The sequence below is a fragment of the Nisaea denitrificans DSM 18348 genome (assembly GCF_000426505.1).
Lineage (GTDB): Bacteria > Pseudomonadota > Alphaproteobacteria > Thalassobaculales > Thalassobaculaceae > Nisaea > Nisaea denitrificans.
Map to the genome: position 1 here is coordinate 916718 of NZ_AUFM01000011.1, position 14801 is coordinate 931518.

Below are 14801 nucleotides of genomic sequence, written 5' to 3' on the forward strand. Positions count from 1 at the left end.
ACTACGGGATCGGGCATGCGAAAAAGCGGCGTGGCCCCGGGGACGTTCGGGGACCACGCCAGGCAGGTCTCAGAGCGTGCAGGGATTTTGTTCGCTCGTCGGATAGATCGCCTCCAGCGGCTGGTTTGCCCCCGGAACGGCAGTCCCGAGCGTCATCAGATCCCACTGGTCCTTGGCCGAGCCGGCATCTTTCACCGAGAACGGATAGGCCTCCTGGACAAGCTGATGATCCCAGGACCGGAAATAGGCTTCCCTGCCCTTCATGATGTCGAACTTGGCACCCTTCTCGAAATGCTGGATCAGCTTTTCGGAGTCTGTCGACTTTGTCTCTTCCATCGCCTGGGCGACCAGTTTCAGGGCCACATACTCGATCCAGGCATGGTTCTCAGGCAGCTTGCCGTAGCGCTTCTGGAAGGCCTCAACGAACGCCATCGACGCAGGTGTCTGCAGCGTGTGGTACCAAACGGTCGGCCAGGTGCCGCTGAGGTTGCCCGGACCGGCGGCCCACGCATCTGCAGTGTTCAGGTTGAACCCGATAGTGGGGAACGGCAGGCCATATTCTGCATACTGCTTGACGAAATTCGTTACCTGGTTGCCCGCGAGATTGAGGCAGACCACGTCTGGCTGTGACTGCCGGATCTTCAGCAGATACGGGCTGAAATCGGTGACGTCGGTCGCCACCAGATCGTCTCCGGACAGGGTCGCGTCATTCGCCGCGAAGAAGCTCTTCGCCGCCCTCAACAGATCGTGACCGAACACATAATCGGCCGTCAGGGTGTGGAACTTCTTGCCCTTCACCATGCCGTCACGCAGCAGCGCATTGCCGACCGCATTGACCATCACGGTGTTCGGAATATCGGTGCAGAACATGTAGCGGTTGCAGTTTTTGCCACGGAGGGTGTCCGACCGCGGCCCGAGCGCCATGAACATCTTCTTGTTGCGCGCGGCGACCTGGGAGATGGCGAGCGCCGAGGCGGAGCTGATTTCCCCCATCAGGAAGGCCTTCTCGTCACGCTCGAGCATGCGCTGGGCCTTGGTCGCGGCAGTGTTCGGGTTGATCGAATCCTCGGATTTCACGTCCAGCTTGCGGCCCATTACGCCGCCCGCCGCGTTGATTTCCTCGGCCGCCATCTGGATACCCAGTACGGCCCATTCGCCGAGAGCGCCGAGAAACCCGGTCATCGGCGTAAGGTGGCCAATCATGATGTCATCGGATGCGGCACGTACAATTGACGGGCTGCCGATTGCCGCACTGGCAACCAGCCCGCCTCCGACCTTCAAAGCAGTTCTACGGCTTACAGGCGCCTGAATGTGGGCGCGCGTTGTCACGCGTTCTTCCATAATTACCTCCCTCAAGGCTTATTATTTATTATTGTTGTATATAATTTTTATAATATCGCATCATTGTCAACTCGGACTTTGACAATTTCAGCACGCGGCAATCAAAGCGGGAGGTCAGGCCGTGCGGCCGGATTCAAAGTCCGGTCCGTAAAGCCAGGAAATCTCGAAAGAATCCGGAGTCGACGAGCCAATAGCCCGCCTACTTGGCAAAATAGAGGCTGTTTTGAAAGCGCTACTGGAGGGCTGGCGCGCCGAGCGCTTCGCTTACCCGGTCGGCAGCGGCTCGTAAGATTGCCTGCTTGTCCTGTAGCTCAGAGATAGAAAGTCGCCAGACCGGGCCGGAAATACCGATGGCGCCGATCAGATTGTTGCGAAAATCAACCACGGGAACTGCCGCGCAGCGCACTTCGGCAAAGAGTTCCGCATCGTCATAGGCAATGCCGTTTTCGCGGATTTTACTAAGCTCTGCCACGAGTCTCTGACTGTCCGTGATGGTTGCCGCCGTATGAGGCTCCAACACGACATCCTCGAAATAGCTCTCCAGCTGATCCGATCCGAGATGGGCAAGCAGAACCTTTCCCACGGCGGTAGCATAGGCCGGACGCATGGTCCCCAGCCCCTCGCTTAGCCTGAGCGGGCTTGTGCTTTCCTTGCGGGCCATGATGGCCACATTGGTTCCCGACCAGACCGCGAAATGCGAGGTTTCCCCGGTATCCCGGGCCAAATCGTGGAGAATCGGGCTGACGATATTGTAGAGCTCGATATCGTTCAGGGCAGCGGCGGCGAGCAGGAACATCGGTCGGCCGATATGGTATTTCTTGCTCTTGTCGTCCTGGCGGACATAGCCGAGCTGGACCATCGTCTTGACCAGATGGAACGCGGTGCTGTTGTTCAGCTCAACCGCCTTGCTCAGCTCTGACAGCTGAATGCCTCCGGGGGATTGGCCGATACATTCCAGAATGGAAAATGCCCGTGCCAGCGACTGAATGCTGGGTTTTTCGGCTTTACGTGCTTCCACCAAGTGTTCGTCCACCATCCAAATTCAGTATTGCAGCAAGAAGATCCCAAGCTGCGAACGTGCCATCATGGCCGGTGAGTCTGCGATGAAAACGGCTAAATTTCAATCGACAAGCGGCAGCAGACCGGAACGGGAACCCTGCTTCTTCGGCATAAGCGGCGCCTCTTGCCATAATAATATGGGTGCCGCTTCAGGCGAATCCATAATTTATATCTTTATATCGCATGCATCTTTAGCAATATGAAATCACAAACCGGAACGGGACTGTTTTAGCGATAACCGGCGCGACAGGGGATGGAGACTTCCAGTGAGTATCGGGAATGCCGATCTTAAGCAGGACTACGATGTCATTATACTCGGGGCCGGTGCCGGCGGCATGGCCGCGGCGGCTGTGGCGGCACACGAAGGCCTGTCTGTTCTGCTTGTGGAGAAAACCAACCGGCTGGGCGGCACAACAGCCATTTCGGGTGGCATGGTCTGGGCTCCAAACACTATCGCAGCAAAGACGGAGGGGCAGGAAGATACGGTAGCAGATGCACGGACATATCTGGATGCCGTGATCGGCGACCTGCCAGGAGGAGAGCTCCGCCAGACCTATCTGCAGCGCGCGCCCGAGGCTATTGCTTATCTGGGACGCAATACGGCAGTCGACCTCGTCCCCCTCGCCTTCTACCCGGATTATTACCCGGAGCTACCCGGCGCCACGCTCAAGGGCCGGGTTCTGGAGCCGCAGCCTTTCGATGGCCGCACGCTTGGTGAAGCCTTCCGGCTGTTGCGGGATCCCCTGCCGGAATTCACGCTTTTCGGCGGCATGATGGTCTCCCGTACAGACATTCCGCATTTCCGGCGCATGTTCCGCTCTCCCCGTTCGGCCCTCCGCGTCGCAATGCTGCTGATTAAATACGGCCTGCATCGGCTTAACTTGCATCGGGGCGCCGCGCTCGTGCTGGGGAATGCACTCGCAGGACGACTGGTAAAGAGCCTGAAGGACCATTCCGTTGCCGTCGCTCTGGAAAGCGATGTCACGCGCCTGCTGATGGAAAGCGGCCGTGTCGGCGGTGTGGAAATAGCGGGCGCGGACGGTCCCGTAACTGTGAGGGCCAGGAGGGGCGTCATTCTCGCAACCGGCGGGTTCTCACATAATCAGGAGATGCGCCAGACCTACCTTCCGGAAAGAGCCGGTCCACTATCCGCCGTGGCGCCCGGCGCCACAGGTGACGGCCTGGCTCTGGGCCGGACTGCCGGCGGCTCATTGCCGGCCGGAAATGAGAGCAATGCCTTCTGGGTTCCTGTCTCGACCTTCCGCCGGAGTAACGGCGCCGAGGCTGTCTATCCCCACACGGTGACCGACCGTGGCAAGCCCGGCATGCTCGCCGTGGCCTCTGATGGCCGCCGCTTCACCAATGAAGCCAATTCTTATCATGAGTTCGTCACGGCGATGCTGCGCACCGACACGGGACAGAGCGCAGTGCCGTGCCACCTGATTTGCGATTCAATTTCGCTCTGGCGTTACGGCCTCGGCGCCGTCAAACCAATGACTGCCCGGCGCGCGCCTTACCTGAAAAGCGGATATCTCATCGAGGCACCAGACCTGAACGGCCTTGCGGCAAAAATCGGCGTTGATCCCACTGCGCTTGTGAAAACCGTTGCCCGCTACAACTCTGATGCAGAGACTGGAAGCGACACCCTCTTCGGACGCGGCGCGAACGCCTATCACAAATATGTCGGCGACGCGGAAACCAGCCCCAATCCCTGCATGCGCCCGCTCACCGCCCCTCCCTATTACGCGGTCAAACTGCAACCGGGCGATCTCGGGACGGCAGGCGGGCTCGGCACGGATGGAAACGCCCGGGTGCTCGCAGAGAACGGCGCGCCAATCCCAGGCCTCTATGCTTGCGGAAACGACATGAACTCGATCATGTCCGGCTGTTATCCCGGTCCCGGCATCACTCTCGGGCCCGCACTCGTGTTTGGTTATCTTGCGGCGATGCATCTTGCTGGGAAGAAAGCGCCCGATTCTGGCTGACGTATCAGGGCTTGCGTTTAGTCTTTCAGAGCTATTTTTGCTGCAGGCGCCCGACCTGATGAATCGACGAGGGTCTTGAATGTCGTCCGTGTATCCGATTTCTCGAAGCTTTTGGAGAACCGGATCATCCCGTCCGATGTCCGCAGCAGAACATGGTGCTGTCGGCACAGTGCAGCGAGATCACCAAGAAAATCCGCTGCTTCTTCCTTGGTAAGAAGGAGCTTCTGGTGATCTTTCTGTAACTCGCCGATCAAATTCGGGTCTATCATCGCGTTCCGGTCCCTCGGTCGCAGTCATTATCTGGATCTCTATGTGGGCAGAATAGCACTTGAGGATGCTCTGAAGAAACCTGGTCGGGTAATCACCTGGCATGCGGGCGAGCACAACCGGTCGCACAAGAGCTCACAGCGCGAAGATTACATCACGGTCGTCCCGAAGGAACTCGCGGGCATGCTGCATGCAATAGGCTCGACGACCACACTCTATGAATTTCTGGAAGTTTTTATCGAGGATCTTCTCTACGAACGTTTTGCCTCGCTGGATTCGGATGGGCCGGATTGTACCGGAATGCCAGATTCGGGCGCCGAGCCAGTTCTTGAGCTGCGCGGGTATTTCGATCGCTGGATGGAGTTCTATGTCCGCGAGGTGATCCCGCCTCTGCCCTATCCATCGGGACCTGCAGGTGCTGATGGATTCGTTGAGGCAATGAAAAGTCAGCAGCCACGCTGGCTCATCCTGGCGAACCAGAATGCGCGTGACGAAGCGCGCTGCATGGAAGGGTTTGAAGCCTTGCTCGATGTCGCTGAAACGGTATCGAAGCGCTTCGATCTGCGTCTCGATCTCGAATTGGCGCGAAACGGTTTCAGGAGCATGCTGCGCAGGCGCGCTGAATCAGAGGGAAAACCGGCCGACTGGAGCTTGCTTGATCTCGGGAGGATATGATTCAGATGGTGAACAACAATAAATAACTGTCTGTAAATAGTGACGAAATAGCGGCCCTTTAGACGACTTAAAAACTGGTCCGGCCTTTCAGGTCCTGAAATGGGATCATGACGTGCTCCCGGTAAGCAGGCCGTTCCTTCAAGCGTTCATACCAAGCCTCAACCCGAGGCACGGCAGGCCATTCCAGATCCATGCCGAAAAGCCGGTAGAGATTTGTACCCGCCGGAATATCCGCCAGCCCAAATTTCGAGCCGCCCAGGAAGTCACGGCCGTCCAATGCTTCCTCCAGACGCGTCAAGCATTGGCTCGTAAGTTTTTGTTTTTCCCGGATAGACGGCCAATCCCGCTGCGCTTCCGGCGTACGAAAAATTCCCCAGAATATCCCGGTCAGAAATGCTGGTTGAAGACTGGTCTGCGACCAGTCCATCCATCTGTCGGCTTCCGATCGTGTAGCCGGGTCATCCGGCCAGAGCGCTGCGTCCCCAAAGACAGCGGCGAGATAGCGCAGAATGGCATGGGATTCCCAGACGATTGTTCCGTCATGGTCAATCACTGGAACCTTGCCGTGCGGGTTCATGGTGCGAAACGCCGGATCATCCAGCCCTCCCGCCGCGCCACCGGCTTCTGTATGGGTATGCTCCAGCCCTAACTCGCCGACCAACCACATGACTTTCTGCACGTTGAAGGCACTGCGCCGTCCCCAGACTTTCAGCATTGATCGCTCCCGGTATCACCCTGATTTCGCGACCATAATAAGGTTTAGCGGACAATTCGCAATCGACCGGTCACGACCCATTACGGAACCAGCGTTTTCAGATTTCGATCACCAACCCGTCATACCCCGGCTCGACGCCTGGAGGGCATTTCGCGAGTGTTTCTTCGTAGTCGAGAGAGGCTGCCATGTGGGTGAAATATGCCTGGCCCGGTTTTACGCGTTCGATCCAGCCGAGCGCAGTCTCCAGGTTAGCGTGGCTTAGGGCCGGACCGATACGAAGACAATCCACGATCCAGACGGGGATGTTCCGCAGTCTTTCGAGCTCGGCGTCGGTAAAGATCGCAACATCGGTCGAGTAGGCGAAAACATTGTTGACGAGCAGTCCAAGTGACGTGCCGCTTGGACCGTGATCCTGCTCCAACAGTTCAATCGAGAGCGGACCGATCTCCAGAGTATCGCCAGGGGAGATGTGCAGCGCTTTCAGTGGTGAGCGAAAGTGTGGCGGGCTATCCGGCGTTTTCTCGAACATGTAACCGAACCGCTGGAAGAGGTCCTTGCGGGTCTTGGCATCCATGTAGGTCGGGATCTGCTTACCGGTTCCCCAGCAGAGCGGACGGATGTCATCAATGCCGTGCACATGGTCCGCGTGGCTATGTGTGTAGATGATCGCATCCAGATCCGTGACCTGTGCATCGATAAGCTGATCGTGGAGATCCGGTGTCGTATCGACGAGGACACTTGTCCCGCCCTCTTCAAGCAGGATCGACGGGCGCCGTCTGCGGTTTTTCGGGTTTGACGGATCACATGCTCCCCATCCGTCACCGACAATCGGAACGCCGGAAGACGGCCCGCATCCGAGCATGGTGATCTTCATGACGGTGGTCAGGCTCCGCCGGTGAGGGTGAAGTCCTCAGGCACGGAAACCCGCGAGAACAGACGGAAGAAGTTTTCCGTCGTCAGCTTTGCCATTTCCTCGACTGAAACGCCGCGCAACTCGGCGAGCGCCTGATGGGTATGGGCGACGTAAGCCGGCTCATTTCGCTTGCCGCGCTTTGGTACGGGCGCGAGGTATGGAGAGTCCGTTTCGACCAGCAGGCGGTCCAGCGGCAGGTCCCGTACCGTTGAGCGGATATCCTCGGCATTCTTGAAGGTGATGATGCCGCTCAGCGAGACATAGAAGCCGATATCCAGCGCCCGTTCGGCCAGCCGGCGGCCACTGCTGAAGCAATGCAGGACGCCCGTGTAGGGCTTCCGGGCATATTCCGTTTCCAGCAGCTCGGCCGTGTCGTCATCCGCATCGCGGGCATGGACGATCAGCGGCAGTCCGGTTTCCTGAGCTGCCCTGATATGGGTAGTGAAACTCCGGCGCTGCGCGTCGCGCGGGGAGCTGTCATAGAAGTAATCAAAGCCGGACTCGCCAATGCCGACCACTTTCGGGTGCGCTGCAAGCTCGATCAGTTCCTCGACGGAAACTTCCGGCTCCTCGCCCGACTGGTGCGGGTGAATACCGACCGAGCAGAAAACATCGTCATATTGCTCCGCGATCGCGCGGATCTTCGGAAAGGTCGTGATCCGGGTGCTGATCGTCACCATCCGGCAAACACCTGCCTCCCGGGCACGGGCAATGATTTCGTCCCGTTCGTCCTCGAAGGTCTCGAAATCGAGATGGCAGTGGGAGTCGACGATAGCCGGCGCGTTCACTCAGGCCTCCGCTGTTTCCGGTTCGACATAGCGCGGGAATACAGGGCTTGGCTTTGGCAGCTCCGTACCCGATACGAGCCGGTTTCCGAGGGCAGAGAATTTCCGCTCCTCCTCACCAAGCGAGAGCTGATCCAGCATTGTCGAGGCGCTGTCGGGCACGATCGGCTGCATCAGCACGCCGAGCACGCGGATGGTATCGGCAAGCACATAGAGCACGGTCGTCATCCGGTCCGGATCGGTCTTTTTGAGTCCCCAGGGAGCCATCTCGTCGACATAACGGTTGGCATCGCCGACAACTTGCCAGACCTGATCGAGTGCCTTGTTGAAGGCCTGTGCGTCATAGGCCTGGCGGAGCGTACCGAGCAGGCCCGCGGCCGCATCCATCAGGACCTTGTCGGCGTCTGTGAAGTCACCGTGCGCCGGCACCGCGCCGCCGCAATTCTTGGCAATCATCGACAGCACGCGCTGTGACAGGTTGCCGAAATCGTTCGCCAACTCGCTGTTCATGCGGTTGATCATGGCGGTGTGCGAGAAATCGCCATCATTGCCGAACGGCACTTCCCGCAGCAGGAAGTAGCGCACCTGGTCGAGTCCGTATTTCTCGATCAGCTCCAACGGGTCAATCACGTTGCCGACGGATTTGGAGATCTTCTGGCCCTCATTGGTCCACCAGCCGTGTGCGAAAACACGTTTCGGCAGCGGCAGGTCGGCGGCCATCAAAAAGGCCGGCCAATAGACCGCGTGGAAGCGCAGGATATCCTTGCCAACCATGTGCAGGTCCGCTGGCCAGAAGGCCTTGTACTCGGCACTGTCGGTATCCGGATATCCGGCGGCCGTGATGTAGTTCGTCAACGCATCCAGCCAGACATACATAATGTGCGCATCGTCGCCCGGAACCTGCACGCCCCACTTGAAGCTGGTGCGCGAGACCGAAAGGTCACGCAACCCGGACTTCACGAAGCTCATGACTTCGTTGCGTCGCGCGGGCGGAGCGATGAACTCAGGATGCTCCTCATAATACTTCAGGAGCGGTTCCTGCCATTTGGAGAGGTCAAAGAAATAGCTCGGCTCTTCGACCCACTCGACGGGTGCTCCTGTCGGTGCCTTGCCGTCGACGACCTCTGTTTCAGTAAAGAACGCCTCATCGCGAACCGAATACCAGCCTTCATAAGCGCCGAGATAGATGTGCCCCTTCTCCAGCAACTTGTTCCAGATGGTCTGGCACGCCTTCTTGTGGCGCTCTTCCGTTGTCCGGATGAAGTCGTCATTCGAAAAGTTCATCGCGCCCGCAAGGTCGCGGAAATTCTGCGACACCCGGTCGGTGAATTCCTGTGGGTCAATTCCGGCATTCTCTGCCGCTGTCTCGACCTTCTGCCCATGCTCGTCGGTGCCGGTCAGGAACTTGACCTCATAGCCGTCCAGACGCTTGAAGCGGGCGAGTGCGTCGCAGGCAAGCGTCGTATAGGCATGGCCGATATGGGGCTTGTCGTTGACGTAATAGATCGGCGTCGTCAGGTAATAATGCGCACTCATGGAAGTATCCGATCGGCGGACGCTGTCCAGTCAGGCGGACAGTCTGTGAAATTTTGTGTCATGAGGTACCGCCCGCACCCGTCAGTTTCAAGACGAAACGTCAGGAAGCGGCGTGATCCGGGGCCAGAGAATAGAATACATCCATCAGCAACTGCCGCTTTTCAAGGTTGAGGCCAATGCCTTTTCCCAGCAGAGATGCGATCCGTGTGCGGCGCTCCGCGATACCGGCAGGACCGAGGGTTTCGGTCAGCCTCAGGGCGGCGGCGCCCATGCCTTTCACCCGATCGACCGGGGCGTGGCCTGCAGCCGCATCACGCGCGACGCGGCCGAGCCACCAGTCCAGCAGGTTCATACCCGTTAAGAAAGGATCGCTTTCCTCCGCCTTGACCGGCTTGGTCCATCTGTCTGCCAGCTCCAACAGAGCGAGATCCTGAAGTTGCGGATAGGAGCCAAGTGCACCGAAAATATCTTCGAGCGCGGAAATGCCGCCTTCTGCTGCAAGTCCGAGAGCGCGGCCGATGCTGCCTTCGGAAAGGGCCACCAGTGTAGCGGCGGTTTCCGGCGAGAGTTCCAGCTGGTGGATAGCCAGCAACTCGGCGATCTGGCTGTCGGAGAGCGGGCCGAGACGAACTGTCCGGCAACGGGATCTGATCGTCGGCAGCAACCGCCCCGGCGTGTGGCTGACAAGCAAAATGAGGGCCTGCCGCGGCGGCTCCTCCAGCAGTTTCAGAACCGCGTTTGCCGCGTTCCTATTCATCTCGTCCGCGCAGTCGAGAATGACAACGCGCCAGCCGCCAAGCGATGGGGTCAGACGCAGAAAGCTGCCGATCTTGCGCACATCGTCGACTACGATCTCGCCGCGCATCTTCTTGCGTTTCTCGTCGTAGCCGCGTTCGACGACCAGCATGTCCGGGTGACTTCCGGCAGCGATCTGCGCGAATACCGGATCGTCACGCGACACATTGAGGCTTGCTGCCGCCGGAGGTAACGCATCGCCGAAGAGGCCCGGCCCCTCATCTTCTCCGCCGCCGCCGGACAGCACATAGCGGGCGAACCGGTAGGCAAGGGTTGCTTTACCGATCCCGGCAGGCCCGGTGATCATCCAGGCATGGGGAATCCGGCCAGAGGAAATAGCGTCATACATCGCCGTTTCCGCAGCTGCATGACCGATAAGCGTATCGTTTTCTCTCGGCAGGGAAAGGCGGCGTTCTTCGCTCATAGAGAAGCGCCGAGCCGTTCGCGGACGAGCATGGCGACGGTTTCGCTAACACTGTTTGTATCGCAGTCCGCGTCGACCAGGGCCACGCGCTCCGGCTCTCCTGCAGCAATATCCCGAAACCCATCCCGCATCCGCTGATGAAACGCGATTTCCATGCGCTCGAACCGATCCTCGGCGCCGCGCCGTTGCGCCTCATCCGTGATGCGGGTCCGAGCAAGACCGATCTTGGGGTCGAGGTCGAGGATGATTGTCAGGTCCGGGCTGAGGGCGCCGAGCACGATCTTGTGCAGATCCGCAATTTTCCCGCGGTCCAGCCCATGGCCATAGCCCTGATAGGCCATAGTGGAATCGGAGAACCGGTCACAGAGCACCCAGGTGCCTTTTTCAAGCGCGGGTTCGATCAGACGCCGGACGTGGTCCCTCCGGGCGGCGTAGAGCAACAGAAGCTCCGTCATGGCGTCCCAACGCTGGGGATCGCCGGTGACAAGCAGTTCCCGGATCTGTTCCGCCCCGGCGGAGCCTCCGGGCTCGCGTGTCAGGCAGACATCCTGCCCGGCTTTCTCCAGCGCCGCTGCCAGCACGCGGATCTGGGTGCTTTTGCCAGCCCCTTCTCCGCCTTCGAATGTGATGAAGCGCCCTCTTTCGGGGGCAGCGCGATCAACCACCACTGCCCCAGACAAGGTATTCGACTGCGGCGCCGACTTTACCAAATACGCCGAGCTGCTCGACATCGTCACCGGCATAGAGCGGTATCGTCACGTCATCCATATCCGGGGCCGAGACTTTCAGCGTAGCCAGTTGAGTACCGGCGGCGATCGGAGCCGGGATAGGCCCTTCATAGACTACGCTGACTTTCATCTTCTGGCGTGCGGTCCGCTTGAGCGTGAGAAGCACATCGCTATCGGTCACAAGAGGAACGGTTTTGGAGTTCCCCAGCCAGACATCTGCGTCCGCGACGACAGCGCCCTTCTCAAACAGGTTGTAGTTCTCGAACTCGCGGAAGCCCCAATCGATCAAGGCCTCGCCTTCGCGGGAACGCGCGGACACGCTTTCAAGTCCGTTTACGACCAGGATCAGACGTCTGCCGTTCCGGACGGCCGACGCGGCAAGGCCGTATCCGGCGGCTTCCGTATGCCCTGTCTTCAGCCCGTCTGCGCCCATGTTCTTGTAGAGCAGCGGATTCCGGTTGCCTTGTTTGATCTTGTTGTAGGTGAATTTCGTTTCCGAATAGATCGGATAGTATTCCGGGAAACGGCGGATGGTTTCGATGGCAAGACGCGAAAGATCATGAGCCGTCGTCCGGTGCTCCGGATCCGGCCAGCCAGTCGCGTTACGGAAGGTGCTGTTGGTCAATCCGATCTCATGCGCCCGCTTGGTCATCTCAGCGGCGAATGCCTCTTCGGTTCCGCCAAGTGCTTCAGCCAGAGCGATGGCAGCGTCATTGCCGCTTTGCACGATAATGCCATGCAGAATGTCATGCACGGCAACCCTGGTATTCACCTTCACGAACATTTTGGAGCCGCCCTTGCGCCAGGCCTTCTCGCTGATAGCAATAGTGTCGTCCATGGAAAGCCTGCCGTCCTTCAGGCGCTCGAACGCCATGAAAACCGTCATGATCTTCGTCATGGAGGCGGGCGGCATCGGCTTGTCCGCATCCTTTTGAAAAAGGACTGTGCCGGTGTCGTAGTCGATCAGGATGGCTTCACGTGCACTGGTATCGAGCGCTGATGCCTGCGGCGCCCAAAGCAGGCAGGCCACAAGCAACCCGGCCCCGCCAAGTACAAGGCGCATATGTCCGACTGCCACGTTAAGTTTGCCGGCTATTATCGTCATGAGATCCCCACCCGTCCGAATGACGAGACGTTTTGGTCCAACAGGTTTTCGGCTTCAACAGCCCCAAGCGGTTTTGTACATAATGCACAAATTTGATTGAAATGAGACATAAGCCCGCCCCGCAAAAATTTTTAGCGGCCAGTTAACCCGCACTATTCGACGATCACGCGCGCGCCGGGATATCCCCTGCCAATGATGGCCTCAAGTATCCGGTCCGCATCCTCTACATTTTCCAGAGGGCCAAGGCGCACGCGGTAGAAGTATTTGCCCTCTATCTGGCGCGGATCGATCCGGACCGGGCCAACATCGGCCAGAATTTGCGTCAGCTTGTCCGCATTGTTCGCATTCGTGAAAGCACCGGCCTGAACGAATATCTCGGTCTGTTCCGGCTGGGATTGAATGACGGTCTGGCTGCGTGACTGGCGGGCGAGATCAACGGCACTTCCCTGATCCGCGGGGCTTGGCGTTATGGAGACGACCGGCGGCGGGGGCGGTGTCAGAACGATAGTGCCTGGTATCTCCGATACGTTCCCTTTGGATACTCCCACACTTGGGGCCGCAGTCGGTGTCGGAACCGGGGCCGTATTCAAGCTGGCGAGCTGAACCGGCTTGCCTGACTGATAAGCTTCCGCGATCTGGCGGCTCTCCTCCGGCAAAACTTCGACACGGACCTTCGCTGTGCCCTGACGCTGAAATCCGAGAAGTTGCGCGGAACGGCGGGAAAGATCGATGATCCGGCCATGCGCGAACGGCCCCCGATCATTGATCCGGACAACCAGCGCACGGCCATTCTCCAGATTGGTCACCCGCACAACGCTCGGCATCGGCAAGGTGCGGTGCGCGGCTGTGACAGCGTTCTGGTCGAACACCTCACCATTGGCGGTGTCTTTGTTGTGGAAGTTCGGTCCGTACCAGGAGGCGATACCGGTTTCGACATATCCGTAATCGACCTGGGGATAGTACCAGACGTTATTGATCGCGTAGGGAGACCCGACCTTGTAGCGGCCAAGCGGTCTGCCATCCGACGTGGCGTTCTGGACCTGTTTGGCCGTGTGAACCACGAACTCCGTTTCCGCGCAGGCGGACAACAGCAGGGCAAGCGTCATGAACGAGATCGTGGCGAGAGATTTCATGTCTGTCCTTTTGTTCCGTTCGGCGCCCGACTTACAACGGATATACAAATTCAACCGCAATACTACCATATATCGTAGTCAATTTCGCGATGAACTATTCCTGGCCGATAGCTTCCGCGAGTGTGCCGACCGCCGTCGCAAAGTAGCTAGAGCGGTTCCATTTCAGGATGACCTCATAGTTCGAATAGGCGAGATATGCCGGCGCGAGTTCGCCGTCTCCCGGAACGATCAGCTGGCTGGTCAGGTTACGGCTCGGCAACGGAGTGCCATTACGCCGCGTTACGCCGAGCGCTTCCCATTCACGCATCGTCTTGGTGACTTTGGAATCAACGAGAGACTTGTCGAAAGTCGCAGGCAGGCCGACGGGCCGGCCCCAGGTCTCACTGTCGTTCCAACCGGACTTGGACAGATAATTGGCGATAGATCCAAAGACATCGGCTTTGGTGCCCCAGATATCCTTGTGACCGTCGCCGTCATAGTCGATAGCGAAATTGTGGAAACTGGAAGGCATGAACTGGCTCTGCCCCATGGCCCCGGCCCAGGAACCTTTCATGTCACTGTGCGCGATATGGCCCTGCTCCAGGATCTTCAGTGCCAGCAGCAATTCCTTCCGGAAGAAGGCGCTGCGGCGCCCGTCATAAGCCAGGGTCGCCAGAGACGCGACGACGGGGAAGCCGCCGGTTATCCGGCCGAAATCAGTCTCTACGCCCCAAAGGGCGACAATAAAGCGAGGCTGTACCCCGAACTTCTTCGAAACCTCGGCCAGCAGATCCTTGTTTTCCTTAAGGAGTGCACGGCCTTTCTGGATCCGGGAATTCGGTACGACGCGGGTCAGGTACTGTTCGAATGTCAGGGTGAATTCGGGTTGCTTTCGATCGAGCTCTATGATGCGCGGGATCGGCGCGACACCGGCAAAGGCCTGATCCAGAATGGACCGGCTGATCCCCTGCTTTTCCGCTTCCGCTTTCAGCTCCGTGACCCAGGCCTCGAATGGTTGCGTCGCGGTGGCATAGGCTGAGGTGAATGTGACTGCCGAAAGCAGTCCTGCAAGTACCAGAATTTTTCTCAACATGTTCTGCGCCCAATGCCTAGCCTGTGTCGCCAAATGCAATACCGCATGTTGTGGCATAGGGGGCAGACGCTCGCAAGAAAGTGCAGGGCCGCTCTGCAAGCCATTGATCCAAGACGACAGTTTCAGAGACATCTCGTGCGCTCCTGACCGCGCGGCTGCGAATCTGGTCGGCACAGGCAAAACTGTGAGCCCGGTATCAGGCTGACATGGCGTATCCGGTAAAAATTCATTCTAGACAAAATAATCACACTAGATATCCTGATTATGA

14 protein-coding genes are annotated in these 14801 nt (G+C 58.6%); 2 read left to right on the plus strand and 12 right to left on the minus strand.

Annotation, left to right across the window (positions count from 1 at the left end):
- Positions 1-69 precede the first annotated feature (69 nt).
- Positions 70-1341 (minus strand): ABC transporter substrate-binding protein, encoded by a 1272-nt coding sequence (locus K328_RS0105210; RefSeq protein ID WP_028465070.1) that lies wholly within the window; start codon positions 1339-1341, stop codon positions 70-72.
- Positions 1342-1573: 232 nt separating this feature from the next.
- A complete protein-coding gene (locus K328_RS22635; RefSeq protein WP_169721174.1) occupies positions 1574-2359 on the minus strand; it encodes an IclR family transcriptional regulator in 786 nt (261 codons plus the stop codon).
- Positions 2360-2666: 307 nt separating this feature from the next.
- Between K328_RS22635 and K328_RS0105220 the strand changes: the two genes are divergently transcribed.
- Positions 2667-4385: an FAD-dependent oxidoreductase gene (locus tag K328_RS0105220; RefSeq protein WP_028465071.1), complete on the plus strand. Its 1719-nt coding sequence runs from the start codon at positions 2667-2669 to the stop codon at positions 4383-4385.
- A gap of 17 nt (positions 4386-4402) precedes the next feature.
- Here the strand turns inward: K328_RS0105220 and K328_RS0105225 are convergent, their stop codons facing one another.
- The gene (locus K328_RS0105225; protein ID WP_028465072.1) at positions 4403-4654 is read right to left on the minus strand and encodes a hypothetical protein; all 252 of its coding nucleotides are present in this window, start codon (positions 4652-4654) and stop codon (positions 4403-4405) included.
- Between the two features lie 43 nt (positions 4655-4697).
- Between K328_RS0105225 and K328_RS0105230 the strand changes: the two genes are divergently transcribed.
- A complete protein-coding gene (locus K328_RS0105230; protein ID WP_028465073.1) occupies positions 4698-5327 on the plus strand; it encodes a hypothetical protein in 630 nt (209 codons plus the stop codon).
- Positions 5328-5394: 67 nt separating this feature from the next.
- Here K328_RS0105230 and K328_RS0105235 read toward each other — a convergent pair whose 3' ends face one another.
- The 9 genes from K328_RS0105235 to K328_RS0105275 form a co-directional block, all read right to left on the minus strand.
- Complete coding sequence (locus K328_RS0105235) at positions 5395-6042, minus strand: glutathione S-transferase family protein (protein ID WP_028465074.1); 648 nt, start codon at positions 6040-6042, stop codon at positions 5395-5397.
- Between the two features lie 97 nt (positions 6043-6139).
- Positions 6140-6916 (minus strand): MBL fold metallo-hydrolase, encoded by a 777-nt coding sequence (locus K328_RS0105240; protein ID WP_028465075.1) that lies wholly within the window; start codon positions 6914-6916, stop codon positions 6140-6142.
- 8 nt (positions 6917-6924) lie between these two features.
- Positions 6925-7743, minus strand: a complete 819-nt coding sequence (locus K328_RS0105245; protein WP_028465076.1) for a TatD family hydrolase — start codon at positions 7741-7743, stop codon at positions 6925-6927.
- Complete coding sequence (metG, locus tag K328_RS0105250) at positions 7744-9276, minus strand: methionine--tRNA ligase (RefSeq protein ID WP_028465077.1); 1533 nt, start codon at positions 9274-9276, stop codon at positions 7744-7746.
- 100 nt (positions 9277-9376) lie between these two features.
- Complete coding sequence (locus K328_RS0105255; RefSeq protein ID WP_028465078.1) at positions 9377-10495, minus strand: DNA polymerase III subunit delta'; 1119 nt, start codon at positions 10493-10495, stop codon at positions 9377-9379.
- Positions 10492-11160, minus strand: coding sequence for a dTMP kinase (gene tmk, locus K328_RS0105260; RefSeq protein ID WP_036553455.1), 669 nt, complete (start codon positions 11158-11160; stop codon positions 10492-10494). Before tmk ends, K328_RS0105255 begins: the two co-directional genes overlap by 4 nt.
- Positions 11153-12328: a D-alanyl-D-alanine carboxypeptidase family protein gene (locus K328_RS0105265; protein WP_084608105.1), complete on the minus strand. Its 1176-nt coding sequence runs from the start codon at positions 12326-12328 to the stop codon at positions 11153-11155. The genes tmk and K328_RS0105265 overlap by 8 nt, the downstream gene beginning before the upstream one ends.
- A gap of 152 nt (positions 12329-12480) precedes the next feature.
- The gene (locus tag K328_RS0105270; protein WP_028465081.1) at positions 12481-13461 is read right to left on the minus strand and encodes a septal ring lytic transglycosylase RlpA family protein; all 981 of its coding nucleotides are present in this window, start codon (positions 13459-13461) and stop codon (positions 12481-12483) included.
- Between the two features lie 94 nt (positions 13462-13555).
- The gene (locus tag K328_RS0105275; RefSeq protein WP_028465082.1) at positions 13556-14533 is read right to left on the minus strand and encodes a lytic murein transglycosylase; all 978 of its coding nucleotides are present in this window, start codon (positions 14531-14533) and stop codon (positions 13556-13558) included.
- Between the last annotated feature and the right edge of the window lie 268 nt (positions 14534-14801).